This is a genomic window from Streptomyces achromogenes (assembly GCF_030816715.1).
GTDB classification, from domain to species: Bacteria; Actinomycetota; Actinomycetes; order Streptomycetales; family Streptomycetaceae; genus Streptomyces; species Streptomyces achromogenes_A.
This window is the reverse complement of record NZ_JAUSYH010000001.1, coordinates 6,317,477-6,342,938: the sequence shown is the minus strand read 5'-3', so window position 1 is coordinate 6,342,938 and position 25,462 is coordinate 6,317,477. Positions and strand designations below refer to the sequence as shown.

The 25,462-nt window shown below is 68.1% G+C and carries 20 protein-coding genes and 1 rRNA gene; 8 read left to right on the top strand and 13 right to left on the bottom strand.

The annotated features are described in order from the left end of the window. Positions 1 to 172: 172 nt before the first annotated feature. From QF032_RS28530 to thyX, 4 genes are all read right to left on the bottom strand, one after another. Positions 173 to 1,698, bottom strand: a 16S ribosomal RNA gene (locus tag QF032_RS28530). 512 nt (positions 1,699 to 2,210) lie between these two features. Further along, positions 2,211 to 3,896 carry a ribonuclease J gene (locus QF032_RS28525; protein WP_306948978.1) on the bottom strand — a complete coding sequence of 562 codons (1,686 nt, stop codon included), beginning with the start codon at positions 3,894 to 3,896 and terminating at the stop codon, positions 2,211 to 2,213. 128 nt (positions 3,897 to 4,024) lie between these two features. Continuing rightward, a complete protein-coding gene (gene dapA, locus QF032_RS28520) occupies positions 4,025 to 4,924 on the bottom strand; it encodes a 4-hydroxy-tetrahydrodipicolinate synthase (RefSeq protein ID WP_306948979.1) in 900 nt (299 codons plus the stop codon). A 205-nt stretch (positions 4,925 to 5,129) separates the two neighbouring features. Then, positions 5,130 to 5,870, bottom strand: coding sequence for an FAD-dependent thymidylate synthase (gene thyX, locus QF032_RS28515; protein WP_306948980.1), 741 nt, complete (start codon positions 5,868 to 5,870; stop codon positions 5,130 to 5,132). A gap of 206 nt (positions 5,871 to 6,076) precedes the next feature. Here thyX and QF032_RS28510 point away from each other — a divergent pair, with 206 nt between their 5' ends. Beyond that, positions 6,077 to 6,313, top strand: coding sequence for a hypothetical protein (locus QF032_RS28510; RefSeq protein WP_307050349.1), 237 nt, complete (start codon positions 6,077 to 6,079; stop codon positions 6,311 to 6,313). A 108-nt stretch (positions 6,314 to 6,421) separates the two neighbouring features. Further along, complete coding sequence (locus QF032_RS28505) at positions 6,422 to 6,973, top strand: hypothetical protein (RefSeq protein WP_307057997.1); 552 nt, start codon at positions 6,422 to 6,424, stop codon at positions 6,971 to 6,973. A gap of 85 nt (positions 6,974 to 7,058) precedes the next feature. Here QF032_RS28505 and QF032_RS28500 read toward each other — a convergent pair whose 3' ends face one another. The 5 genes from QF032_RS28500 to rpsO form a co-directional block, all read right to left on the bottom strand. After that, a complete protein-coding gene (locus tag QF032_RS28500) occupies positions 7,059 to 7,514 on the bottom strand; it encodes a hypothetical protein (protein WP_307057995.1) in 456 nt (151 codons plus the stop codon). A gap of 12 nt (positions 7,515 to 7,526) precedes the next feature. Further along, positions 7,527 to 8,279, bottom strand: a complete 753-nt coding sequence (gene dapB / locus QF032_RS28495) for a 4-hydroxy-tetrahydrodipicolinate reductase (RefSeq protein WP_307046387.1) — start codon at positions 8,277 to 8,279, stop codon at positions 7,527 to 7,529. 44 nt (positions 8,280 to 8,323) lie between these two features. Next, positions 8,324 to 9,703: a M16 family metallopeptidase gene (locus QF032_RS28490; protein WP_307046384.1), complete on the bottom strand. Its 1,380-nt coding sequence runs from the start codon at positions 9,701 to 9,703 to the stop codon at positions 8,324 to 8,326. Next, positions 9,700 to 11,919 carry a polyribonucleotide nucleotidyltransferase gene (locus QF032_RS28485; protein WP_107441620.1) on the bottom strand — a complete coding sequence of 740 codons (2,220 nt, stop codon included), beginning with the start codon at positions 11,917 to 11,919 and terminating at the stop codon, positions 9,700 to 9,702. The genes QF032_RS28490 and QF032_RS28485 overlap by 4 nt, the downstream gene beginning before the upstream one ends. A gap of 409 nt (positions 11,920 to 12,328) precedes the next feature. Further along, positions 12,329 to 12,616 carry a 30S ribosomal protein S15 gene (gene rpsO, locus QF032_RS28480; RefSeq protein ID WP_057579463.1) on the bottom strand — a complete coding sequence of 96 codons (288 nt, stop codon included), beginning with the start codon at positions 12,614 to 12,616 and terminating at the stop codon, positions 12,329 to 12,331. A 370-nt stretch (positions 12,617 to 12,986) separates the two neighbouring features. Between rpsO and QF032_RS28475 the strand changes: the two genes are divergently transcribed. Continuing rightward, positions 12,987 to 13,319: a DUF397 domain-containing protein gene (locus QF032_RS28475; protein WP_307046382.1), complete on the top strand. Its 333-nt coding sequence runs from the start codon at positions 12,987 to 12,989 to the stop codon at positions 13,317 to 13,319. 136 nt (positions 13,320 to 13,455) lie between these two features. On the opposite strand, the gene eccD is transcribed toward QF032_RS28475, so the two are convergent. Continuing rightward, positions 13,456 to 14,967: a type VII secretion integral membrane protein EccD gene (eccD, locus tag QF032_RS28470; protein WP_307057993.1), complete on the bottom strand. Its 1,512-nt coding sequence runs from the start codon at positions 14,965 to 14,967 to the stop codon at positions 13,456 to 13,458. A 220-nt stretch (positions 14,968 to 15,187) separates the two neighbouring features. Here eccD and eccCa point away from each other — a divergent pair, with 220 nt between their 5' ends. The 4 genes from eccCa to QF032_RS28450 all read left to right on the top strand — a co-directional run bounded on the left by eccCa (position 15,188) and on the right by QF032_RS28450 (position 22,744). Further along, positions 15,188 to 19,165: a type VII secretion protein EccCa gene (eccCa, locus tag QF032_RS28465; protein ID WP_307057991.1), complete on the top strand. Its 3,978-nt coding sequence runs from the start codon at positions 15,188 to 15,190 to the stop codon at positions 19,163 to 19,165. A gap of 299 nt (positions 19,166 to 19,464) precedes the next feature. After that, positions 19,465 to 19,911 (top strand): hypothetical protein, encoded by a 447-nt coding sequence (locus tag QF032_RS28460; protein ID WP_307057989.1) that lies wholly within the window; start codon positions 19,465 to 19,467, stop codon positions 19,909 to 19,911. 4 nt (positions 19,912 to 19,915) lie between these two features. After that, on the top strand, positions 19,916 to 22,093 hold the full coding sequence (locus tag QF032_RS28455; RefSeq protein WP_307057987.1) for a hypothetical protein: 2,178 nt from the start codon (positions 19,916 to 19,918) through the stop codon (positions 22,091 to 22,093). A 21-nt stretch (positions 22,094 to 22,114) separates the two neighbouring features. Then, entirely contained in the window at positions 22,115 to 22,744 is a 630-nt protein-coding gene (locus tag QF032_RS28450) for a hypothetical protein (RefSeq protein WP_307057985.1), read from the top strand. A gap of 1,018 nt (positions 22,745 to 23,762) precedes the next feature. On the opposite strand, the gene QF032_RS28445 is transcribed toward QF032_RS28450, so the two are convergent. After that, positions 23,763 to 24,143, bottom strand: a complete 381-nt coding sequence (locus QF032_RS28445) for a hypothetical protein (protein ID WP_307046372.1) — start codon at positions 24,141 to 24,143, stop codon at positions 23,763 to 23,765. A 161-nt stretch (positions 24,144 to 24,304) separates the two neighbouring features. Between QF032_RS28445 and QF032_RS28440 the strand changes: the two genes are divergently transcribed. Further along, a complete protein-coding gene (locus QF032_RS28440) occupies positions 24,305 to 24,583 on the top strand; it encodes a GntR family transcriptional regulator (RefSeq protein ID WP_307057984.1) in 279 nt (92 codons plus the stop codon). A gap of 101 nt (positions 24,584 to 24,684) precedes the next feature. Here the strand turns inward: QF032_RS28440 and QF032_RS28435 are convergent, their stop codons facing one another. After that, positions 24,685 to 24,987: a WXG100 family type VII secretion target gene (locus tag QF032_RS28435; protein WP_107441627.1), complete on the bottom strand. Its 303-nt coding sequence runs from the start codon at positions 24,985 to 24,987 to the stop codon at positions 24,685 to 24,687. Positions 24,988 to 25,073: 86 nt separating this feature from the next. Continuing rightward, entirely contained in the window at positions 25,074 to 25,412 is a 339-nt protein-coding gene (locus QF032_RS28430; protein WP_057579479.1) for a WXG100 family type VII secretion target, read from the bottom strand. Between the last annotated feature and the right edge of the window lie 50 nt (positions 25,413 to 25,462).

The following is a 25,462-nucleotide window of genomic DNA, read 5'->3' as shown; positions in this document are numbered from 1 at the left end:
GCACCCCCGCCACTCGTGATCAGCTTTCCACGCTCCGAAGAGCAGTACTTGCAGCCCGAGATGACTGAGAGTGCCGAATAATCAACGTTCCACCCATGAGCAACCAGCACCGGACGTTCGCCGATGAACTGGCCTCTGGACAACCTTGCGGTCGCCTAGAAGTGCTCCTTAGAAAGGAGGTGATCCAGCCGCACCTTCCGGTACGGCTACCTTGTTACGACTTCGTCCCAATCGCCAGTCCCACCTTCGACAGCTCCCTCCCACAAGGGGTTGGGCCACCGGCTTCGGGTGTTACCGACTTTCGTGACGTGACGGGCGGTGTGTACAAGGCCCGGGAACGTATTCACCGCAGCAATGCTGATCTGCGATTACTAGCAACTCCGACTTCATGGGGTCGAGTTGCAGACCCCAATCCGAACTGAGACCGGCTTTTTGAGATTCGCTCCACCTCACGGTTTCGCAGCTCTTTGTACCGGCCATTGTAGCACGTGTGCAGCCCAAGACATAAGGGGCATGATGACTTGACGTCGTCCCCACCTTCCTCCGAGTTGACCCCGGCAGTCTCCTGTGAGTCCCCATCACCCCGAAGGGCATGCTGGCAACACAGAACAAGGGTTGCGCTCGTTGCGGGACTTAACCCAACATCTCACGACACGAGCTGACGACAGCCATGCACCACCTGTACACCGACCACAAGGGGGCGACCATCTCTGGCCGTTTCCGGTGTATGTCAAGCCTTGGTAAGGTTCTTCGCGTTGCGTCGAATTAAGCCACATGCTCCGCTGCTTGTGCGGGCCCCCGTCAATTCCTTTGAGTTTTAGCCTTGCGGCCGTACTCCCCAGGCGGGGAACTTAATGCGTTAGCTGCGGCACCGACGACGTGGAATGTCGCCAACACCTAGTTCCCACCGTTTACGGCGTGGACTACCAGGGTATCTAATCCTGTTCGCTCCCCACGCTTTCGCTCCTCAGCGTCAGTAATGGCCCAGAGATCCGCCTTCGCCACCGGTGTTCCTCCTGATATCTGCGCATTTCACCGCTACACCAGGAATTCCGATCTCCCCTACCACACTCTAGTCTGCCCGTATCGAATGCAGACCCGGGGTTAAGCCCCGGGCTTTCACATCCGACGCGACAGACCGCCTACGAGCTCTTTACGCCCAATAATTCCGGACAACGCTTGCGCCCTACGTATTACCGCGGCTGCTGGCACGTAGTTAGCCGGCGCTTCTTCTGCAGGTACCGTCACTTTCGCTTCTTCCCTGCTGAAAGAGGTTTACAACCCGAAGGCCGTCATCCCTCACGCGGCGTCGCTGCATCAGGCTTTCGCCCATTGTGCAATATTCCCCACTGCTGCCTCCCGTAGGAGTCTGGGCCGTGTCTCAGTCCCAGTGTGGCCGGTCGCCCTCTCAGGCCGGCTACCCGTCGTCGCCTTGGTGAGCCATTACCTCACCAACAAGCTGATAGGCCGCGGGCTCATCCTTCACCGCCGGAGCTTTCAACCCCTACAGATGCCTGCAGAAGTGATATCCGGTATTAGACCCCGTTTCCAGGGCTTGTCCCAGAGTGAAGGGCAGATTGCCCACGTGTTACTCACCCGTTCGCCACTAATCCCCACCGAAGTGGTTCATCGTTCGACTTGCATGTGTTAAGCACGCCGCCAGCGTTCGTCCTGAGCCAGGATCAAACTCTCCGTGAATGTTTTCCCGTGATCGGGATCGCACACACGAGAGCGGAACGTCGAGCGGAATAAGCTCGGCGTTCACAACGTCCTCGCTGTGTTTGTTTCAAAGGAACCTCATCCTCGGCTATCACTGCCGGGGACGGGGTATCAACATATCTGGCGTTGATTTTTGGCACGCTGTTGAGTTCTCAAGGAACGGACGCTTCCTTCGTACTCACCCTCTCGGGCTTTCCTCCGGGCAGTTTCCCTTCGGTCTTGCGTTTCCGACTCTATCAGACCGTTTCCCGATCCGATTTCCTCGGTGCTTTCCAGGTTCCCCGCTTATCTCGCGGGTTTTCCTTTCCGGCGGTTCCGACTTTATCAGAAGTTCTGAGTCGGTTTTCTCGCCCCTCCGGGAAGTGGATCCGGGGCACGAGGTGTACCGGGTTCCCGTTCAGGCGGAGCCGTAAACGTACTGGAGCGGGGCTCCCCGATGCAAATCGGGGAGCCCCGCTCCGGGTTCACGCGTACGAGGGGTCGTACGTCGCTCAGACCTCCACCACGACCGGGAGGATCATCGGCCTGCGGCGATAGGTGTCGGAGACCCACTTGCCCAGGGTGCGGCGGATCAGCTGCTGCAGCTGGTGGGGCTCGACGACACCGTCCTGGGCCGAGCGTTCCAGGACCTCGGCGATCTTCGGGGTGACGGCCGAGAAGGCGGAGTCCTCGATGCCCGAACCGCGGGCCTGGATGTGCGGGCCGCCGGTGATCTTGCCGGTGGAGGAGTCCACGACGACGAAGACCGAGATGATGCCCTCGTCGCCCAGGATCTTCCGGTCCTTCAGGGCCGGCTCGCCGACGTCGCCGACCGAGAGGCCGTCGACGTACACGTATCCCGCCTGGACCTTGCCGGCGATCTTCGCCTTGCCCTCGACGAGGTCGACGACCACGCCGTCCTCCGCGATCACGATGCGGTCGTGCGGGACGCCCGTCAGGGCGCCCAGCTCGGCGTTGGCGCGCAGGTGCCGCCATTCGCCGTGCACCGGCATCAGGTTCTTCGGGCGGCAGATGTTGTAGAAGTACAGGAGCTCGCCGGCAGACGCGTGGCCCGAGACGTGCACCTTGGCGTTGCCCTTGTGGATGACGTTCGCGCCCCAGCGGGTCAGGCCGTTGATGACCCGGTAGACCGCGTTCTCGTTGCCCGGGATGAGCGACGACGCCAGGATCACCGTGTCGCCGGGGACGATGCGGATCTGGTGGTCGCGGTTGGCCATGCGGGACAGGGCCGCCATCGGCTCGCCCTGGGACCCCGTGCACACCAGGACGACCTCGTGGTCCGGAAGGTCGTCGAGGGTCTTGACGTCCACGACGAGGCCCGGCGGGACCTTCAGGTACCCCAGGTCGCGCGCGATGCCCATGTTGCGGACCATCGAGCGGCCCACGAAGGCGACGCGGCGGCCGTACTCGTGCGCCGCGTCGAGGATCTGCTGGATGCGGTGGACGTGACTGGCGAAGCTGGCCACGATGATCCGCTTGCGGGCTCCGGCGAAGACCGTGCGCAAAACGTTGGAGATGTCCCGCTCGGGCGGCACGAACCCGGGGACCTCGGCGTTCGTCGAGTCGGAGAGAAGGAGGTCGATGCCCTCCTCGCTCAGGCGGGCGAACGCGTGCAGGTCGGTGAGCCTGCCGTCCAGCGGGAGCTGGTCCATCTTGAAGTCGCCCGTGTGAACCACCATGCCGGCGGGCGTGCGGATCGCGACCGCGAGGGCGTCCGGGATCGAGTGGTTGACGGCGATGAACTCACAGTCGAACGGGCCGATGCGCTCCCGGTGCCCCTCCGCCACCTCGAGGGTGTACGGGCGGATCCGGTGCTCCTGGAGCTTGGCCTCGATCAGCGCGAGGGTCAGCTTGGAGCCGATGAGCGGGATGTCCGGCTTCTCGCGCAGGAGGTAGGGGACGGCGCCGATGTGGTCCTCGTGACCATGGGTCAGGACGATGCCCTCGATGTCGTCGAGGCGGTCCCGGATGGACGAGAAGTCCGGCAGGATCAGGTCGATGCCGGGCTGCTCCTCCTCGGGGAACAGCACCCCGCAGTCGACGATCAGCAGGCGGCCGCCGTATTCGAAGACCGTCATGTTCCGGCCGATTTCGCCGAGCCCGCCGAGCGGAGTGACCCGGAGGCCGCCCGCGGGGAGCTGCGGGGGCGGAGCGAGTTGCGGATGCGGATGACTCAAAAGACTCTCCTCACACACGCGCGCCACGTACCGGTGGGCACGTGGCGCGCGTGACGTTCGTGCAGAAGCAGTTGTCGTGGTGGATTGCAGGCACCGGTGGCCTGCCTATTCAGTTGTGAAGTCTGTTGTCAGAGCTGTACCCCGCCCGCGGCAAGATCGATCTTGAGCTGTTCGATCTCTTCGGGCGAGCACTCGACCATGGGCGGGCGCAGCGGTCCCGCGGGCAGGCCCTGCAGGGCGAGCGCCGCCTTCGTCGTCATGACGCCCTGGGTGCGGAACATGCCCGTGTAGACGGGGAGCAGCTTCTGGTGGATCTCGGTAGCCTTCTGGACGTCGCCGGCGGTGAACGCCTCGACCAGGGCGCGCAGCTCCGGGGTGACCAGGTGGCCGACCACCGAGACGAAGCCGACCGCTCCCACGGAGAGCAGCGGCAGGTTCAGCATGTCGTCACCGGAGTACCAGGCGAGGCCGGAGCGCGCGATGGCCCAGCTCGCGCGGCCCAGATCGCCCTTGGCGTCCTTGTTGGCGACGATCCGGGGGTGGGCGGCGAGGCGGACCAGCGTCTCGGTGCTGATCGGGACACCGCTGCGGCCGGGGATGTCGTAGAGCATGACCGGCAGGCCGGTGGCGTCGGCGACGGCCGTGAAGTGGCGGTAGAGACCCTCCTGCGGGGGCTTGTTGTAGTACGGGGTGACGACCAGGAGGCCGTGTGCGCCCGTCGTCTCGGCCGCCTTGGCCAGTTCGACGCTGTGGTGGGTGTCGTTGGTGCCGACTCCCGCGACCACGTGGGCGCGGTCTCCGACGGCCTCCAGGACGGCTCGTACCAGATCCGATTTCTCCGCGTCGCTGGTGGTGGGCGACTCGCCGGTGGTGCCGTTGACGATCAGGCCGTCGTTGCCTGCGTCCACCAGGTGGGTGGCGAGCCGCTGTGCGCCGTCGAGGTCGATCGCGCCGTCCGCCGTGAGGGGCGTGACCATGGCGGTGAGGACCCGCCCGAAGGGGGTCTGCGGAGTGGAGGTCGGAGCCATGGGTGACACGCTACTCGTTGCTCACCGTGGGGTCTGCCGTCGGGGGGTACGAAAAGTCATGACAAAGATGGAACCCGGCACTGCCTGCTCGGGGGTTCAAGCAGTGCCGGGTCCGTTTGATCAGGCTAGATGAACTTCTCCAAATGCCGCAATACGGACACTTCGGGCGGATGATCCGTACATACGTCTCCGTGGCCCGTCCTCGTCACGGTGCGACACGCCCGTTCGCGTTGAAGGCCGCGTAGGTGAGGGGCATGAGCCTGGCCCACTCGGCCTCCATCTTCTCGCCCACCATCTCGATCTCCCGCTGCGGGAAGGAGGGGACCTTCGCCAGCTCGTGCTGGGTGCGCAGGCCCAGGAAGTGCATCAGCGACCGGGCGTTGCAGGTGGCGTACATCGAGGAGAACAGGCCCACCGGGAGGACCGCGCGCGCGACCTCGCGGGCGACTCCGGCGGCGAGCATCTCCTGGTAGGCCTCGTAGGCCCGAACGTAGGAGTCCTCCATGGTGCGGCCGACCAGCTCCTGCTGGGCCTCGGTTCCCTCGACGAAGACGTACTTGCCGGGGCGGCCCTCCTGCACCAGCTTGCGGGACTCGCCGGGGACGTAGAAGACCGGCTGGAGCTCCCGGTAGCGGCCGGACTCCTCGTTGTAGGACCAGCCCACGCGGTGCCGCATGAACTCGCGGAAGACGAAGATCGGGGCGCTGATGAAGAAGGTCATCGAGTTGTGCTCGAAGGGGCTGCCGTGCCGGTCCCGCATCAGATAGTTGATCAGGCCCTTCGACCGCTCGGGGTCCTTGCCCAGCTCGTCGAGGGACTGCTCGCCGACGGTCGAGACACGGGCGGCGAAGAGCACGTCGGCGTCGGACGCGGTGTGCTTGACCAGCTCGACGGTGACGTCGCTGCGGAAGCCGGGCTTGAGGTCGTCGGCGGGGCTGTCGGTCACGGCAGGGGGGTCCTTCCATCGCGTCTTCGGAGCGGCGCCAACTCTACGGGGGCCGTTGCGCCGGACGAGCACGGGCGTGCCGCGGGATTTCTTCAGGACGTCTGCCGATATGGGGCACGTTTTCGGGCACTCGAGCGTCTGTACCGGTAGACGATGTCCCATGCGTTGAGACGATGGCCCACCCCTTCCAGGAGGAAGTACCCACCATGTTCCGTCGGCGCGAGCCCGTCCCCTTCGCCTTCCTCGCCGAGGCCGACAGGTTCCGAAGCAATGTCGCTCCCCCACCCCCCGAGCGGTCCTCCGTGAGTCGGATAGCCGGGCGGTGGCTGCTGGGGCTCACGATCGTGGCCGGGCTGATGGGCTCGCTGGTCGTCGGGATGCCGGCGCTGAGCGTCGACCACTCCTTGCAGGGTCAGCAGTCACAGGCGTCCCCGGGCCGCTGAAGCAGGACCGCCAGCGCCGCCACGGACCCCGATGGTGGTGAGCGGGCACACAGGCGGATAGCCTCACCGGGCACAGCCAGCCCACGCATGGACGAGTGAGGACCAGTCGTGCCCCTGCCCTTCCTGACGGCCGACCGACCGTTCGACGCGGCGGACGACGTCGCCCTGCCCTTCGAGGACCATGAGCGCTGGCGGCGCCCCTACCGGCCCGGCCCCTGGCGGGTCGGGATCGCGGCGCTGACGCTGCTGCTCGCCTCGTTCGTGCTGTTCGCGGCAGTCATCATCGCCCTGACCGGCTCGGTGTCCGAGGCCGGCGTGGTCTTCGGCGGCTCCCTGCTGGTGATCGCCTGCGCCCTGCGGCTGCTGCGGATGGGTGTGTGGGTGAGCGCGCGCGGGCTGCGCCATGTCGGCTTCCTCGTCACGCGCACGCTGCCGTGGGAGCGGGTCGGGGCGGTGCACACCGTGCAGCAGCCGGTGCGCTGGCTGGGGCTGCCGCGGACCGTCCAGGGGCAGGCCCTGACGGTCGCGCGACGGGACCGGCCGGCCGAGAGCACGCCTTTGCTGACCACGCACGGGGCGGACTTCCTGGCGCGCGGCGAGGCCTTCGACCGGGCGGCGGACGCGGTCGAGGCGTGGGCCGCGGAGAACCGGCACGGCTGACCGCCGTACGCACGGAGGGGCCGGTCCGCCGCGAGGGCGGGCCGGCCCCTTCCGCGTGCGCGCGGGGCGGGTGGGGTGCGGGAGGTCAGGCGGCCCCGACGGGCTTGCCGTCGTGCAGGCTGATCGCCCGCTGCATGGCCTTGCGGGCCCGGGGGGTGTCCCGGGCGTCGTGGTAGGCGACGGCGAGCCGGAACCAGGTGCGCCAGTCCTCGGGGGCCGCCTCGGTCTCGGCCTTGCGCACGGCGAACACCTCGTCGGCCGAGTCGCGGTCGATCCGGCCGCTCGGGGTGCGTTTCAGCTCGTCCACGGGCAGACCGCCCTCGGCGTCGAGTTCGGCTGCGAGCGCGTTGGCCCGGCGGACGAACTGGGTGTTCTTCCACAGGAACCAGACGCCGATGACCGGCAGGATCAGCACCGCCAAGCCGAACGTGACGGTGAGCAGTGTGCCGGACTGGATGAGCATGACGCCGCGGCTGCCGACCAGGACGAAGTAGAAGACCAGGACGGCGGCCGTGAGGGCGTAGGAGATCTTCGCGCGCATGACGTCAGAGGCTCAGTTCAGGTCCAGGAAGTGTTCCAGGCCGAAGGTGAGGCCGGGCGTCGACACCACCCGGCGGGCTCCCAGCAGGATGCCCGGCATGAAGCTGCTGTGGTGGAGCGAGTCGTGGCGGACGGTCAGGGTCTCGCCCTCGCCGCCCAGCAGGACCTCCTGGTGGGCCAGGAGGCCCCGCAGCCGGATCGCGTGGACCGGGACGCCGTCGACGCTGGCTCCCCGCGCGCCGTCCAGCCCCGTCGCCGTGGCGTCCGGGGCCGGGGCCGAGCCGGCCGCGCGGCGGGCCTCGGCGATGAGCTGGGCGGTGCGGGTGGCGGTGCCGGACGGGGCGTCCACCTTGTTGGGGTGGTGCAGTTCCACGACCTCGACGGACTCGAAGTACGGCGCGGCGATCTGCGCGAACTTCATGGTGAGGACGGCCCCGATGGAGAAGTTGGGTGCGATGAGCACGCCCGTGGCGGGGGACGCGGCCAGCCAGCCGTTCAGCTGCGCGAGGCGTTCGTCCGTCCAGCCGGTGGTGCCGACCACGGCGTGGATGCCGTGCCGTACGCAGAAGTCGAGGTTGTCCATGACCGAGGCGGGGGTGGTCAGTTCGACCGCGACCTGGGCGCCGGTCCGCGCCAGCGTCTGCAGGTCGTCGCCGCGGCCGAGGGCGGCCACCAGCTCCATGTCCTCGGCGGCCTCGACCGCCCGTACCGCCTCGGAGCCGATCCGGCCCTTGGCGCCGAGGACCGCCACGCGCAGCTTGCTCATCTCTTGCTTCCTTACCGAAGTTGCCGAAGGCCTGGCGGAGGGTGTCAGGCGACCGCGTCGTGCAGCCGCGCGGCCTGCTTGTCCTTGAGGGGGCCTATGACCGACAGCGACGGGCGCTGTCCCAGGATGTCGCGGGCCACGGAGCGGACCTCGTCCGGGGTGACGGCCGCTATCCGGGCCAGCATGTCGTCGACGGACATCTGGTCGCCCCAGCACAGCTCGCTCTTGCCGATGCGGTTCATGAGCGCGCCGGTGTCCTCCAGGCCGAGGACCGTGGAGCCGCGGAGCTGGCCGATGGCGCGGACGATCTCCTCGTCGGACAGACCGTGCTCGGCGACCTGGTCGAGTTCGTCCCGGCAGATCTTCAGCACGTCGTGCACCTGGCTCGGACGGCAGCCCGCGTACACGCCGAAGAGACCGCAGTCGGCGAAGCCCGAGGTGTACGAGTACACGCTGTAGGCCAGGCCGCGCTTCTCGCGGACCTCCTGGAAGAGACGGGAGGACATGCCGCCGCCGAGGGCCGTGTTCAGCACGCCGAGCGCCCAGCGCCGGTCGTCCGTGCGGGCGAGGCCGGGCATGCCGAGCACGACGTGCGCCTGTTCGGTCCTGCGGCCGATCAGCTCGACCCTGCCCACCGCGCGGATCGCGCGCCGGCCGTCACGCGGGCCGATGGGCGCCGCGTCCGTGTTTCTGAGGGAGCCCGCCTTCTCGAAGGCCGCGCGGACCTGGCGGACGACCTTGTTGTGGTCGATGTTGCCGGCGGCGGCGACCACGAGGTGGGTCGGGTCGTAGTGCTTCTTGTAGAAGCGGCGGATGCGGTCGGCGGTGAGGGCGTTGACCGTGTCGACGGTGCCGAGGACCGGCCGGCCGAGGGGGTTGTCCCCGAACATCGTCTGCGCGAACAGGTCGTGCACGCAGTCGCCGGGGTCGTCCTCGGTCATGGCGATCTCTTCGAGGATCGCGCCGCGCTCGACGTTGACGTCCTCCTCACGGATGAGGGAGCCGGTCAGCATGTCGCAGACGACGTCGATGGCGAGCGGCAGGTCGGTGTCGAGCACGCGCGCGTAGTAGCACGTGTACTCCTTCGCCGTGAACGCGTTCATCTCGCCGCCCACCGCGTCTATCGCGGAGGAGATGTCGAGCGCGGACCTGCGGGTCGTCCCCTTGAAGAGGAGGTGCTCCAGGTAGTGCGTGGCGCCGTTCAGGGACGGCGTCTCGTCACGGGAGCCCACGTGCGCCCAGATGCCGAACGTGGCGGAGCGGACCGACGGGAGGGTCTCGGTGACGATGCGCAGGCCGCCCGGCAGGGTGGTCTTGCGGACGACGCCGATGCCGGCCGTGCCCTTGATCAGGGTTTGGGTACGGGCGACGGCCCGCGCCTCCGAAGAGGTGCGGGCCGTCGCCTGGGAGCTGCTCGACGTCACTTGTCGGAGTCGTCCTTCGCGTCCTCGGCGGCTTCCTCGCCCTCGATCACGGGGATCAGGGAGAGCTTGCCGCGGGAGTCGATCTCGGCGATCTCGACCTGGACCTTGGAGCCCACGCCGAGCACGTCCTCGACGTTCTCCACGCGCTTGCCGCCGGCGAGCTTGCGGATCTGCGAGATGTGCAGCAGACCGTCCTTGCCCGGGAGCAGCGACACGAACGCACCGAAGGTCGTGGTCTTGACGACCGTGCCCAGGTAGCGCTCGCCGACCTCCGGCATGGTCGGGTTGGCGATGCCGTTGATCGTGGCGCGGGCGGCCTCGGCCTGCGAGCCGACCTGGGCACCGATGTAGATGGTGCCGTCGTCCTCGATCGTGATCTCGGCGCCGGTGTCCTCCTGGATCTGGTTGATCATCTTGCCCTTCGGGCCGATGACCTCACCGATCTTGTCCACCGGGATCTTGACGGTGATGATCCGCGGGGCGTTGGGGGACATCTCGTCCGGCGTGTCGATCGCTTCCATCATCACGTCGAGGATGTGGAGGCGGGCGTCGCGGGCCTGCTTGAGGGCCGCGGCCAGGACGGAGGCCGGGATGCCGTCCAGCTTGGTGTCGAGCTGGAGGGCGGTGACGAACTCCTTGGTGCCGGCGACCTTGAAGTCCATGTCGCCGAAGGCGTCCTCCGCACCGAGGATGTCGGTGAGGGCGACGTAGTGCGTCTCGCCGTTGATCTCCTGGGAGATCAGGCCCATGGCGATGCCGGCGACGGGGGCCTTCAGGGGCACACCGGCGTTCAGCAGCGACATGGTGGAGGCGCAGACCGAGCCCATGGACGTCGAGCCGTTGGAGCCGAGGGCCTCGGACACCTGACGGATCGCGTAGGGGAACTCCTCGCGCGTCGGCAGGACCGGCACGATGGCGCGCTCGGCGAGGGCGCCGTGGCCGATCTCGCGGCGCTTGGGGGAGCCCACGCGGCCGGTCTCACCGACGGAGTACGGCGGGAAGTTGTAGTTGTGCATGTAGCGCTTGCGGGTCACCGGGGAGAGGGTGTCCAGCTGCTGCTCCATGCGGAGCATGTTGAGGGTGGTGACGCCCAGGATCTGGGTCTCGCCACGCTCGAACAGCGCCGAGCCGTGCACGCGCGGGATGGCCTCGACCTCGGCGGCGAGCGTACGGATGTCCGTGACGCCGCGGCCGTCGATGCGGGTCTTCTCCTTGATCACGCGCTCGCGGACCAGCTGCTTGGTGAGCGAGCGGTACGCGGCGGAGATCTCCTTCTCGCGGCCCTCGAACTCCGGGAGGAGCTTCTCGGCGGCGAGCGCCTTGACGCGGTCGAGCTCGGCCTCGCGGTCCTGCTTGCCGGCGATGGTCAGCGCGGAGGCGAGCTCCGGGCGGACGGCGGCGGACAGCGCCTCCAGGATGTCGTCCTGGTAGTCGAGGAAGACCGGGAAGTCGCCGGTCGGCTTCGCGGCCTTGGCGGCGAGGTCGGCCTGGGCCTTGCAGAGCACCTTGATGAAGGGCTTCGCGGCGTCCAGACCGGCGGCGACGACCTCCTCGGTCGGCGCCTCGGCGCCGCCCGCGACGAGCTGGATGGTCTTCTCGGTGGCCTCGGCCTCGACCATCATGATGGCGACGTCGCCGTCCTCCAGGACGCGGCCGGCGACCACCATGTCGAAGACGGCGTCCTCGAGCTCGGTGTGCGTCGGGAACGCGACCCACTGGCCGTTGATCAGCGCGACGCGGACGCCGCCGATCGGGCCGGAGAAGGGCAGGCCGGCCAGCTGGGTGGACGCGGAGGCGGCGTTGATCGCCACGACGTCGTACAGGTGGTCGGGGTTGAGCGCCATGATGGTGGCGACGACCTGGATCTCGTTGCGCAGGCCCTTGCGGAAGGACGGGCGCAGCGGGCGGTCGATCAGGCGGCAGGTGAGGATGGCGTCCTCGGAGGGACGGCCCTCACGGCGGAAGAAGCTGCCGGGGATCTTGCCGGCGGCGTACATCCGCTCCTCGACGTCCACCGTGAGGGGGAAGAAGTCGAGCTGGTCCTTGGGGTTCTTGGAGGCGGTGGTGGCCGACAGCACCATGGTGTCGTCGTCCAGGTACGCCACGGCGGAGCCGGCGGCCTGCTTGGCCAGGCGGCCCGTCTCGAAGCGGATGGTGCGGGTGCCGAAGGTGCCGTTGTCGATGACGGCCTCGGCGTAGTGGGTCTCGTTCTCCACTAGCATTTTCTCCGTTACTTGTCGTCTTTCGTCCCTCGCTGCCCGTGTGGCAGGGGGACGGTGGCGGAGAAGCGCTCGGTGCGGGCCGGTCTTCGATCGAAGCACCCGGGGTTCTCTCGCCCGGGGGCCACTACCGAGGACCGGCGGCGGCTGGGCGCGCTTCTCCTCGTTCGTGTGCGTGGTGACGTCTACCCGCAGTGAGTACACGTCATCACGCTGTGTCGTACGTATGGCGTTGTGCTACCACACTACAAAGCGTCGGTGACACTCCGCACGTTCCGCTCCACGGTCGGGCGTACGACGGGCCCTGTCGGTGGTGCGTGCCGATGCGTACCGCAGTGGTGCGCATCGAGGTGTACAGCAAAGGGAGCGGTCCCGATCTGTCGGGAACCGCTCCCCTCACGGCGTCCTACTTGGCGCCCGCCGCACCGCGGCGGATGCCGAGGCGGTCGACCAGCGCACGGAAGCGCTGGATGTCCTTCTTGGCGAGGTACTGCAGCAGGCGGCGACGCTGGCCGACCAGGATCAGCAGACCACGACGGGAGTGGTGGTCGTGCTTGTGCGTCTTGAGGTGCTCGGTCAGGTCCGAGATCCGGCGGGACAGCATGGCGACCTGGACCTCGGGAGAGCCGGTGTCGCCCTCCTTCTGACCGAACTCGCTGATGAGCTGCTTCTTCGTAGCGGCGTCGAGCGGCACGCGTACTCCTCGTAGTCTTTTCAGTGGCCACCGAGTGCCCCCGGTCTTGGTCTCGGGGGAGCTTCCGTTACTCGGGAGGCGGGGATCCGCTGGGCGCGACCTCCAGAACCTTCAGGGGCTGCCTGAGAGGGCTTCCGGGGGTGCGTACACAAACGGCCGAGAGCCAGGGTATCAGGCCGGTGCGCCCGACCTGCCCGGATATCGCGGCGGACGGCCGGGCCGCGCTCGCCTGGCCGGGGGCAGTGTACGGGCGACACCGGCCGGACGGAACGTAACGGAAGAACCTCTGAGCTGGGGGAACGCCGGCAAGTAGGGTGGCGCTGCAGCTCGTTGGGGCAGTGGGAACTCAGAGGAAAGGGTCGGAGCCGACATGGCCGATGCCGAGGACATGGCAGTCAAAGCGCGCAAGGAGCGGGAGCGGGACGAGCTGTACGCGCTCGACATCTCCGGTGTCGAGTGGCAGAGCGCGCCGGGCACGGAGGAGCACGAGGAGCGCGTCGAGATCGCCAGTCTGCCCGAGGGCGCTGTGGCGATGCGGTCCTCGCTCGACCCGGGGACGGTGCTGCGTTACACCGAGGCGGAGTGGCGTGCCTTCGTGCTGGGCGCCCGGGACGGCGAGTTCGACCTGGAGCCGGCGCCGCACAACGGCGGGACGGCGACGGAGGGGGCGGAGACGACGGAGGCTGTGGAGGCCACGGAGTAGGCCGCGCTTCCGGAGGGTGCCCGGGCCCGCCGTCCGGGGGCCCGGACGGCGGGCCCGGGCACCTCGGGGCGTCGGGCGATGCTGCTGTCGGTCTCTTGCCCTTGCCCGCGTGCCCCGTGTTCCCGTCGCCCGAGGGTCAGCCGGTCATCGAGCGGACTGCCGCGTACACGTCGAAGACGGCCAGGGCCAGCGGCACCAGCGTCAGCAGGACGAAGCCCTCGGCGATCTCCATGAAGCGGCCCCAGAACGGGGTGAGGCCGCCCCGCGAGGTGATCAGGCCGATCGAGGTGACGATCGCGGCGGCGGCTGCGACGGCGGCGACCAGCCAGACCGTGCGGATGTCCAGGTCGGCGCGGTCGCCGGTGAGGGCGGCGCGGATCACCGAGTGGGGCGGGTTGAGCGCCAGGCCGAGTCCGAGGAGCACGAGCGAGCCGAGGCCCGCGGCCAGCACCGGGGCGACTTGCGCGGTGTAGCGGAAGAGGTGGGCGCGCATCAGCAGCGCGATGCCCGTGGCCAGCGCGAGCAGCTGGGCCCAGACGCCGTCCGAGAACCCGAGGACCGCGCAGGCGCCGACGGTGATCGCCGCGCAACCGCCGACCAGGCCCACCAGGAGTTCGTGGCCGCGGCGGGCCTGCGCGGCGATCCGCTCGGCGTCGACCGGTTCCCGGGGCGTGGGATCGGCGCCGTAGGCGCGGCGCGAGGCGGAGTCCGGGGCGTCGAAGCCGATCGGCAGGCGGGCGAAGCGCATGGACAGGCCGGGCAGGAACGCCAGCGCGCCCACGCCGACTGGGGCGCACAGCGCGGCGGTCTCGGCCGGGCTCCAGTGCGCGAGCATCGCCGCGAACACCGCCGCGAGGCCTGCGCCCGACGCGACCACGAACGCGACGAACGGGCCGTCGCCGCGCGGGGAGCACAGGGTCAGCAGCACCGACGCCAGCAGAACCGCCGCGCACGCCAGCAGGAACTGCAGCTTGCCGATGCCCTGGCCGTCGGCGAGCGGGAGGAGTCCGGAGCCCGCCACCGCCACGTTGGGCAGGGCGCCGAGGCCCAGGGCGATCGCGGAGCCGCGGTCGTCGTAGACGCGGGCCCGGACGCCGGCGAGGGCGACGAGCAGGACGCCGACGACGGCGGCGAGGACGCCGGGCAGGCTGTTCATGTCGTGGCGCGGGTCGCCGTTCCACGCCACGAAGGCGAGCAGGGCCGGCAGCACGCTTCCGCCGACGAGGCCCGCGGTGCGGGTCAGTTCGCCGCTCCACAGGGTGTGCTCGCGCGTGACGGCCGAGGCGACCGCGTCGGACACGTCGTCGAAGACGGCGGGCGGCAGCGACTCGGAGAACGGGCGCAGCGTGAGGAGTTCGCCGTCGAGGATGTGCTGGGCGGCGAACGAACGCGAGCTGTCGAGGACGGAGCCGTCCCGGCGGACGAGGGTGTAACCGACCGGCGCGCCCTCGGCGGGGCTCTGCCGGGCGAGCCGGAGGATCTCCGGGTAGAGGTCGGCGACCGGGATGTCGTCGGGCAGCGCCACGTCGATCCGGCTGTCGGGGGCGACGATGGTGACCCGGCAGAAGCCGAGTCCCGTCCCCGCCGCGGGCGCGGCTGCGGCGCCGCGTCCCTCTCCGGTGGCTGCCGCGGAGGTCGTGATGCTCACCCTGCTGCTCCCCCTCAGTGATGGTCTCGCGTCGGCTGCGTGAAGGTCCCGCGCAGGTTCGTGCGGTCGCGCGGCCCGCGGTGTGCTCACGCGAACATCCGGCACCCTACCGCCCCGCGGTGGTACCAGCAGTCAGTAGGATCACGCGGCGGCCTGCGTCCGCCTGACACGGGGTGGCGGACGGTACTTCCCGGGGGCCTCGCAAGGGGATTGGTGAGCAGTGAGCCACATCGTCGTGAAGCGTCCGCCCAGGGCGCTGCCGTCCGAGGTGCCCATGGGCGAGGTCGTCCTGCAGCCTCCGCCCGAGTTGCCGCGGGGGCATCAGGAGAGCGTGCTGATGCAACTGCTGCCGACGCTCGGCATGGGCGGTTCGGTGGTCTTCTTCTTCACGAGCGGGCAGCCGTTCATGCGCATCATGGGCATGGTCATGATCGCCTCGACGGTGGCCATGTCGATCGCCATGGTCGTGCGCTTCCGGCGCGGTTCGCAGGGGCAGTTGGCGGATCTGCGCCGGGACTACCTCAGCTACCTGGCGCAGACCCGGCGTACCGCGCTCGACACCGCGCGGGCGCAGCGTGACGCGCAGTACTACCTGCACCCCTCCCCGGAGCAGCTGTGGGCGCTGGTAGCAGAGGGCAGCCGGGTGTGGGAACGGCGGCCCGGGGACGAGGACTTCGGGCAGGTCCGGGTGGGCCTCGGCGCCCAGGCCCTGGCCACCCCGCTGGTCGCTCCGGAGACCGGTCCGGTGGAGCAGCTGGAGCCGTTGACGGCGGGCGCGCTGCAGCGTTTCCTCGCCGTGCACGACAGTCTGGACGACCTGCCGATGGCGGTCTCCCTGCGCGCCTTCTACCACGTGACGGTCAGCGGCGAGGCGGACTCGGTCCGTTCCTGCGCCCGGGCCCTGGCCGGTTCGCTGGCCGCGCTGCACTCGTCCGAGGACCTGGTGCTGGTGGTCGCGGCGGGCCGGGACGAACTGCCGCACTGGGAGTGGGCGAAGTGGCTGCCGCACGTCCAGGCGCCCGGCGCCGTGGACGGGGCGGGCAGCCGCCGGCTGATCGGCTCGAAGACCCGTGAGCTGGAGAGCCTGCTCGGTTCCCGGCTGACCGGGCGGCCGCGCTTCCACCCGAACGCGACGCCGCTGCCCGACGAGCCGCACGTGGTCGTGATCCTGGACGGTGTGTCGCTCCCCCAGGACTCGGTCCTGGCCAACCCCGAGGGACTGCAGGGCGTGACGGTCCTCGAGATCGTCCCCGGCGAGCTGACGGGAGCGGGCGGCGAGCTCGACATCGTCGTACAGCCAGGCGCGCTGCGGCTGGAGTCGGGGCACGGGGCCGTGTACGAGGGGACGCCCGACGTGCTGTCGCCGGAGTCCGCGGAGGCGCTCGCCCGGCAGCTCGCGCCGCTGCGGATGGCCTCCGGCGGCGATGACGACGAGCCGCTGCTGGCCAACCTGGAGTTCACCGAACTGCTGAACCTCGGCGACGCGGCGTCGGTGGACACACAGCGCACCTGGCGGCCGCGTTCGCTGGCCGAGCGGCTGCGGGTGCCGATCGGGGTGGGCGAGGACGGCCGTCCGGTGATGCTGGACCTGAAGGAGGCGGCGCAGGAGGGCATGGGCCCGCACGGTCTGTGCGTGGGCGCCACCGGTTCCGGCAAGTCCGAGCTGCTGCGCACGCTGGTGCTGGGCCTGGCGGTGACGCACTCGTCGGAGACGCTGAACTTCGTCCTCGCCGACTTCAAGGGCGGCGCCACGTTCGCGGGCATGGCGCAGATGCCGCACGTCGCGGCCGTGATCACCAACCTGGCGGACGATCTGACGCTGGTCGACCGGATGGGCGACTCCATCAGGGGCGAGCTCAACCGCCGGCAGGAGCTGCTGCGCAACGCGGGCAACTACGCCAACATCCACGACTACGAGAAGGCGCGGGCCGCGGGCGCCGCCCTGCAGCCGATCCCCTCGCTGGTGCTGGTGATCGACGAGTTCAGCGAACTGCTCACGGCGAAGCCGGACTTCATCGAGATGTTCGTGCAGATCGGCCGGATCGGGCGCTCCCTGGGCGTGCATCTGCTGCTGGCCTCGCAGCGCCTGGAGGAGGGGCGGCTGCGCGGACTGGAGACGTATCTGTCGTACCGCGTCGGTCTGCGCACGTTCTCCGCCGCGGAGTCGCGGGCGGCGCTGGGCGTGCCCGACGCGTACTCGCTGCCCAATGTGCCGGGTTCGGGGTTCCTGAAGTTCGGGACGGACGAAATGGTGCGGTTCAAGGCGGCATACGTGTCCGGGGTCTACCGCTCGGGCGGTCAGCGGACGGCACCGGGGGGCGGTTCGCTGCCGCTGGACCGGCGGCCGGTGCTCTTCACCTCGTCCGAGGTGCCGGTGCGGTACGCGGCCGTGCCGCAGGCCCGGGCGGCCGGTGACGCGGAGATCGACGACGCGCTGGCCGACACCGTGCTCGACGTGATCGTGCGCCGGCTGGAGGCGCAGGGTCCGGCGGCGCACCAGGTGTGGCTGCCGCCGCTGGACAGCCCGCCGTCGCTGGACGCGCTGCTGCCGGGCCTCACGGCGGTGGAGGGCCGCGGGCTCACCCAGCCCGGCTACGAGGGCGCGGGACGGCTGGTCGTCCCGGTCGGTCTGGTGGACAAGCCGTTCGAGCAGCGCCGTGACTCCCTGTGGGTCGACTTCTCCGGCGCGGCCGGCCATATGCAGATCGTGGGCGGTCCGCAGTCCGGCAAGTCGACGCTGCTGCGCACGCTGATCTCGGCGTTCGCCCTCACCCACACGCCGCACGAGGTGCAGTTCTACGGCCTCGACTTCGGTGGCGGCGGGATGGCCTCGGTGGCCGGCCTGCCGCATGTGGGCGGGGTCGCGTCCCGGCTGGACCCGGAGCGGGTGCGGCGGACGGTGGCGGAGGTGTACGGCATCCTGACCCGCCGCGAGGAGTACTTCCGCGCGTCGGGGATTCCCTCGATCGCCGACTTCCGGACCAGGCGGGCCCGGGGCGAGATCTCGGTCACGGACCAGCCGTGGGGGGACGTCTTCCTGGTCATCGACGGCTGGGGCAACTTCCGCGCGGACTACGAGGCGATGGACCAGGTCATCCACGAGATCGCGGCGCGCGGCCTCGGCTACGGCATCCACCTGGTGCTGACGGCGTCGCGGTCGATGGAGGTCAGGGCCGCCCTCAAGGACCACCTGATGAACCGGCTGGAGCTCCGGCTCGGCGACACGATGGACTCCGAGATCGACCGCAAGCTCGCCGCGAACGTCCCGTCGGGCGTTCCCGGCCGGGGTCAGTCGCCCCAGAAGCTGCACTTCATGGCGGCGGTGCCGCGGATCGACGGCCTCGCCTCGGACACCGAGCTGTCCGACGCCACGCAGGCGCTGGCCGCGGAGGTCTCCCGGCACTGGCAGGCCGCGCCCGCGCCGGAAGTACGGCTGCTGCCACGGGAGTTCCCGGCCGAGTCGCTGCCGCCGGGTGACCGCTTCCCGCGCCGCGGGGTCGCCTTCGGCCTCGACGAGGACCGTCTCGAGCCGGTCTTCGTCGACTTCGAGCAGGATCCCTTCCTCCTCGTCCTCGGCGAGAGCGAGTCCGGCAAGTCGAACCTGCTGCGGCTGCTGATCAAGCAGCTCACGCAGCGGTATTCGGGCGACGAGTGCAAGCTGTTCGTGGTCGACAACCGGCGTTCCCTGCTGGACGTGACGCCGGCGTCCCATCTCGCCGAGTACATCCCGATGTCCAACGCCATGGACCATCACATGGCCGCGCTCGCCGACCTCATGCAGCGCCGGACGCCGACGGCCGACGTGACGGCGCAGCAACTCCGGGACCGCAGCTGGTGGCGGGGGCCGACGGTGTTCGTCGTCGTGGACGACTACGACCTCGTCGCCACGTCGAGCGGCAACCCGCTGGCGGGGCTGACCGAACTGCTGCCGTTCGCCCGGGACGTGGGGGTGCGGTTCATCATCGCGCGGTCCACGGCGGGCGCGGGGCGTGCCTCGTACGAGGCGTTCATGCAGCGCGTCAAGGAACTCGGGGCGCAGGGCGTCGTCCTGGCGGGCGACCCCGGCGAGGGCGACCTCCTGGGCGGCGTACGCCCCCGCCCGATGCCCCCGGGCCGCGGCATCTTCGTCTCCCGGCGGCGGGGGAAGCCGTTGGTTCAGGTGGGGTTGGTGGCGGAGGGGGTGGAGGGGGCGGAGTGAGCCGGGGGGGGGCGTGAGCGGAAGGGTGGCGTGAGCGGAAAAGCGGGGTGAGTCGCGGGCCCTCGGTTCGCGGCTTTCCGTCCGGAGGCGGGGGTTCGGCGGTGGCCGGTCCTCGCCCTTGGTTTTTGGCCGCGTCCGGGCCGTGGGCAAAGCATTGCGGAAAGTATGGTGATTCCGGGAGATCACTTACGGTGAGATCCCGGATCTGTTTTGTCACTGACACGGCACGGTCGTCGCGTGGGGCGGCGGGCCTGAGGGACGACGTGACGCTGGGACGACGCCACGAAAGGGGACCACGCATGGCGTGGGAGGAATGGGAGCAGTTGAAGGCCGGGGCGGCCGAACGGCATTCCACCCGGATGCAACTCAACCATGTGCCGACCGATCCTGGCATGAGCAACACCTACGGCGACCTTGTGGCCGGCCACAAGGACCTGGAAGCGGTCGGTAAGGCAGCTCATGACCTGTTCCAGGACTTCACCACCTACAGCGGGCACGCGCGCGTGGCGTCGGAGGCCGCCGCGGGTGGACTCAAGGGTGAGGGTTTCGCGCTGGGCGCAGCCCTTGACCATGTAACGGAGCGCTGGGGCGAGCAGAGCAAGACGCTGCTGGACGCCTGCGCCCATATCTCCAACCACCTGCGGTTCACGAAGAACCAGCACGCCGCCGACGACTCCTACATCGCCGGTGCGGTCAGCAGCATCGCTCTGCTGGACGAGGGCTTCGACGACCGGAAGGGCCACTGACCCGATGGATCTCGACGCCCTGCGCCACGGAGACCTCTCCAAGCTCGGTGAAGCGGTCACCGACTGGCAGCAGATGACGAAGAAGCTGGCGGACCTGCAGAAGGACGCGGAGACCAACCTCAAGGCGAAGGCGGACGCCGCCAGGTGGGCCGGGGTGAACGCCACCGTCAGCCGCGAGTTCATCACCAAAACCGCCGCCGAGTTCGCCGACGCGCACACCCAGGCGGACTCCATCGCCAAGATCCTCAGCGACACCCATGGGGAACTGATCAGCTTTCGCACGCAGTTGACGGCCGCCATCACGCGCGGAGCGCAGCAGCACCTGTCGGTGATCGACACCGGCGAGGGCACGTTCACCGTCACCGGGAACACCCGGCCCGACTGGGCGTCGGACCCCAGCGGAGAGAGCGGGGCGACGGACCAGAAGGTGGTGGACGCCCTCCGTGACGAGATCCAGGGCATCCTGACCAAGGCGACGCAGAGCGACAACAGCGCCGCGACGGTTCTCCGGCTCCTCGTCGACCAGGCAAAGTACGGCTTCACCGACGCCTCGTACGCCGACCGGGACTCCGCTGCCAAGGCCGTCGCGGCGGCGGAGAAGCTTGCGAAGATGGCCAAGAACCCGGCCGACATGAGCCTCGACGACATCAAAAGCTTCAACCGCACGATGGAGACGTACAACGGCGACCCCCTCTTCGCGGAACAGTTCGCCACGCGCCTCGGGCCCAAGGGAACGCTTCAGTTCTGGACCGAGATGACCTCGGCGCACGCCGGCGCCAGAGGCTCGGAACTGGACACGATGAAGAGCCTCCAGAACAACCTGAGCCTCACCCTGGCCTCAGCGTCCTTCTCGGACTCGGAGGCCATGCAGGACTGGAAGAAGGGCGTCATCGCGGAGCGCAACACCAACTTCCGTGCCGCAGACTCCTTCAGCCCCATCGGGGCCCTCGGCTCCCAGGTCATGAGCAGCCTGATGCGTGAGGGGCAGTACGACACCGAGTTCCTGGACGACTATCGAAAGACGCTCTTCAAGAGGGATGAGGTAGGGGGAGAGAACAACACCGACGCGCTGTGGGTGAAGGGCTATGACGCCGTCGACCTCGTCTTCGGCGACGGCAACGGGCGGGACCCGCTGGAGGGGTTGTTCGAGGGCCTGTCGCACAGCCCTGAGGCGGCGACGCACGCGTTCGAGTCCAAGCCGGATCTCGACCGACTGCTGGCCACTACCGCTTACACGGATCGGGGCCCCTCACTTGGACACGCGCTGGAGGCGGCGGTGACGGGGGTCGGGCTGGGGGACTCGATGGCCGCGGCTCCGCCCCACAACGAGACCCAGGTCCAGATCATGGCGAACATCATGGAAGCCGTGGCACGGTCCGACGGCGGCGCTGACCTTGTAGGAAGAGGAATGGGCGAAAGTTTCGGACATATGGCAGCTTCTTATATGCCAGAAATAAGCAGATCGTTCGGAGGGCCGCAATCCGAAGCGATCTTCCTTTCGCCCAGCGACTCCCCCGAGGGGCTACAGCGACCAGAGGTGGCTCGATTCCTGGCAGCAACCTCATTGGACCCGGCAGGAAGGGCAGGGATCGTCTACGGCGAGAGCATCTACACCGGTAGCCTCCTGGATGCGCACCTCTCTGACCCGTCTCTGTACGACGGAGGTCGCGACCAGGTTCTGCACGGTATCGGCAGAAACGCGGGTATCATCGAAGGAATAGTGGGTCATTCGATTGCCGATGCAGATATCGAGAAATCCGTCGAGGCCGAAAAGGCGTACAACGACAGCTTGAAGGACCAAGGAAACTTCTTTAATACCGCACTCTCGGCCGGCATAGGGTACGGCACTGCCGTATTGGCGCCTACCGGCCCGGCAGGTGCCGCATACGCCGGGGGTGGAGGCTTCATCGCCGGCGTCGCAGGCATGGCCGTCGGCCGCTTGCTCGACGGAAGGGAGTTAGACGGCGCGTTGGATGAGGCGATTTATCGCAACGGACAGGATCTCAGCAACGCCCAGGACTCGGTCAACCAGCAGACGCAGTGGTCGACACAGGACGCATTGAAGCGACATCACGTAAATCTCCCGAAAGATGGAATCAACACTCTCATCGGAAATGCTGTCAACGAGGGCTGGGAATCGAGCAATGACATCTTGAGAGATAATAAGAAGCGACCGAACTGAGAAGGATATCAACACGTTCCCATGCGCAAGAACACAAAAATCATCGCCTTCGGTGCGACAACGCTGACCTTGGCATTTGGGGGCTGGTTCTCGTATCAGGAATACTTCACGAATGGCCTCGACAGCCTTCCGGACAGAGTATGTGACCAGAGCGTGCAGAGGGAGACCGTGATCCACATTCTCCCGGACAGCAGATCTGCGCAGGTGGGTTCTGGCACCAACGGCAGCGGATACAGCTTCATGTACAGTTGCCACATATACGGCGACGGTGATTCGATCCTTTCTGGCGAAGTCCAGATCCAGAACTCCTCCCAAAGAAGTTGGGAAAATTACTACAAATCCTACGGTGGGAAATCCGAGGGGTTGACAGAGCAGACTTCCTCCGATCGAATCTACGCTCTTTCCAAGAGCGATTTCGCCAGTGTTTACGCTCCATGCGTTCCCACCGGAAAGAATCCGGGTAAAGCATCTCAGGCTTACGCTCTGGTGTCCGAGGTTCGGGTGATCGGCGAGAGCCGAGCCACTGGGGTTGCATTGCATCAGGCGTTGACCGACTTCGCTTATGGGCTCACGCGGCACGCTTACACGGCAGGAAAATGCAAGAATATACAGGACTTCCCTGACGAACTCCCTCGGTACAGAGAGGAGTAGCTGTCCCGCTACGAGGATGACCGAGGAGAGCGCACTGGTGAAAAACAATGGGATCCGGACATGTTCCCCGTCTGAAAACCGGATGCACCTGATCCCGGAGTAGCATGAGGTGCATTTCCTCGACGAGCGATGGGAGAAGTGTTCGTCAGGAAAGGCCGGCGCACAGTGCGGACGTGGACACGCGCCCGGTATACCGCCGATGGCAGACCAAGCACGGACTCGATGGTCGACGACACAAAGTCGGGACGTTTCGAATCGACACACAGAAGACGACAGACCCCCTGCGGAAAACGGTCCTCAACTGCGGATCGGCCTTGCGGGGAGCACTGTTCAGACTGTGACCGATCGGTGAGAACACCCCGACACCATCGCCCGACTGCGGGCAAGCGGGCCGGTGCCGTCGGCCACCAGCCTCCCTTCGCAGACCCCCCTGCCTGCCCTGCGGCTCACCCGCTGCGCTCTCGCATGGTCATCAACGCCATTGGGCGAGGGTTTGGATCGGGCCGACGTGCCGGACCGATCCAGGCCCTGGAGGTCACGAGGGTAAACGTCTCAGCGTCGGGCGTCCGGCGCTGCCTGGAGTGGGGTGCCGGCGCTCGTCCGGGCTTCCTCCAGACACGGGTGGTGGCAGGGGCAGGGGCAGCGGTGTACCAGCAGTAGGCCCCCGCCGTGTGGCAGCGGGATGTCTCGCAGGCGGCGGCACAAGAGGTGTACGTCCTCGTAGCCGGGCCGATGCGCCAGAGCGCATTCCGGCGACAACTCCCGTGCCTCCCCCGCCTTTTCGGCCAAGCGTCGGCTCACTGTGTGCTCCCGGCTCGGCGGGGCGGGGACAGGACGGTGAGAACCTCCGGCTGCGGCGGGTGGTGCGCGGCACACGCCTGGCACGCGTAGACAACGAAGCCCGGCCCCGAGTTCTGGTGGACGACGCCCACCACGACCGGCGTCTCGGTGGTCACCTCGCAGCGCACGCACATCCGCACCGGCGGGCGAGGCTCCCTGTCCCTGTCCCCGGTGCCCATCACGCCGCCCTCTCCGCGCCGACGACATGCCGGTCGAGGTCGATGCCGAAGTCCGCCGCGAGCACCAGAGTCATACGACGCCGGGTCTGCGCCTGCCGCGTCCACTGCTCTTCTTGTTCCTGTTCCCGGCCGTGGTGAGTTTGCTCAACCGCGAGTACGTACGGGCGGACCGGGATCGTGGCAGCTCCGTCGAGGAGTTCGGGGAGCCCGTACGGGGAACGGGCTGCGGGGAGTCGCCGTACGGTCCCTGCGTCGCGCTGTTCGGCAATGTGGGTGGCGGCCGGTTCGGCGGAGCGTGCGCTCGCCCTCCGCCTGCCGGTGCCGGGCGCGAACACGCCCAGGATCCAGCGCAGCAACGCGTGGATAATGCTCACTGTCATCAACCTCCATCGGGTTGGCGGCCATGCCCCCGGACGGCGCCTACCGTCGCGGGGGTCTTCTGCTGACATCGACTGTACGGCAACTTGGTACGTCTTGGTACGTCTCTTCACGTGCTAGGCCGCCCTATGCTGTCTTGAGCTGGCCTTTTACGCTCTAAGGCGTGATAGACATCGACCGCGAGAGCATCGTCCCGATGTACGTGCAGCTTGCTTCCGCTCTGCGTGAGCGCATCCGACGCGGCGAGATTCCGATTGGTCGGCGCATCCCTTCGCACCATGAGCTGGAGCAGGAGACGGGCGGAGCGGTGAGCCGCCGAACCATCAAGTCCGCCATCGAGGTGCTACAGGGCGAGGGGACCGTTCAAGGAGTCCAGGGCAAGGGCGTGTTCGTCATCGCCGTGCCCGCCGGTACGTCCGCGGAGGACGACGGCAACGGCTGACGGGGCGACGTCAAGGGCGGCTGCCTCGGATGCTGTGGCACAGCACAGGGTGGGCACCTCCCGTGCGTGCCCACCCTGTGTTGCGACATACGTGCCTGCACTTACATGAAGTAGCTGGCGCCCTTCAGGTCGCCGCCGCGGTAGTCACCGCCGGCGCCGTGGACCTTGTGCGAGATCTGCATCAGCGCGGTGTGGATGCCCCGCGCGTGCTTGTTCCACTCTTCGCTCTTGCCCTGGAACGCCTGGAACGCCTCGCCGCCCCAGCCGGCCGACACGTTGAGCACGGCCTGCCGCAGCGCCTCGAGGTCGTCCTCGAGCTTCTTGGCCTGGTCGCCGAGCTCGGTGGCGAGCGCGTCCATGGTGCCGTAGGTGACGGCAAGTTCCTCGTAATGGGCTCCGGACATGTTTCCCTCGTTTCTTTGCGAATGTCAGCCGGAACTGTCAGTCCGGGCGAACAGTGTGGTTCAGCGCGATCCGTGGCTCGGGCTCGTCAGTAGCTGCTGAGCGCCGACGTCTTGCCACCGAGATCGTCGACCGAGATCTTGGTCAGGTCCGCCGTGATCTGGTCTTCGAGGTTCTGCTTGTCGGTCTTGGTCATGTGGATGCCCTCGAGGAAGTCCTCGAGCATCTTGCCGATCCCCACCATGTGGGTGTTGATCTCCGTCTGCTTGGCGTTGAACGCGTTGGCGCCCTGGCCCGTCCACGCCTTCTCGATCATGTCGATCGTGCCCTGCAGCTTGGCGAGGGAGCTCCGGATGTTGTCGTACCGGTCGATGACTTCCTTCTGGAGCTTGTGTACATCGCCGTCATTGAGCTTGCGGTCGACCATTGCGACACTCCTTTTTCGTGAGCTTCGATTCGCTGCTGACTGCGCGGTGG

What these genes read in the sequence shown, in the direction of transcription:
- dapA (WP_306948979.1), bottom strand. Translation starts at nt 4,924, where the DNA reads ATGGCTCCGACCTCCACTCCGCAGACCCCCTTCGGGCGGGTCCTCACC.
- QF032_RS28510 (WP_307050349.1), top strand. Translation starts at nt 6,077, where the DNA reads ATGTTCCGTCGGCGCGAGCCCGTCCCCTTCGCCTTCCTCGCCGAGGCC.
- QF032_RS28500 (WP_307057995.1), bottom strand. Translation starts at nt 7,514, where the DNA reads ATGCGCGCGAAGATCTCCTACGCCCTCACGGCCGCCGTCCTGGTCTTC.
- dapB (WP_307046387.1), bottom strand. Translation starts at nt 8,279, where the DNA reads ATGAGCAAGCTGCGCGTGGCGGTCCTCGGCGCCAAGGGCCGGATCGGC.
- QF032_RS28475 (WP_307046382.1), top strand. Translation starts at nt 12,987, where the DNA reads ATGGCCGATGCCGAGGACATGGCAGTCAAAGCGCGCAAGGAGCGGGAG.
- QF032_RS28460 (WP_307057989.1), top strand. Translation starts at nt 19,465, where the DNA reads ATGGCGTGGGAGGAATGGGAGCAGTTGAAGGCCGGGGCGGCCGAACGG.
- QF032_RS28455 (WP_307057987.1), top strand. Translation starts at nt 19,916, where the DNA reads ATGGATCTCGACGCCCTGCGCCACGGAGACCTCTCCAAGCTCGGTGAA.
- QF032_RS28450 (WP_307057985.1), top strand. Translation starts at nt 22,115, where the DNA reads ATGCGCAAGAACACAAAAATCATCGCCTTCGGTGCGACAACGCTGACC.
- QF032_RS28445 (WP_307046372.1), bottom strand. Translation starts at nt 24,143, where the DNA reads ATGACAGTGAGCATTATCCACGCGTTGCTGCGCTGGATCCTGGGCGTG.
- QF032_RS28435 (WP_107441627.1), bottom strand. Translation starts at nt 24,987, where the DNA reads ATGTCCGGAGCCCATTACGAGGAACTTGCCGTCACCTACGGCACCATG.
- QF032_RS28430 (WP_057579479.1), bottom strand. Translation starts at nt 25,412, where the DNA reads ATGGTCGACCGCAAGCTCAATGACGGCGATGTACACAAGCTCCAGAAG.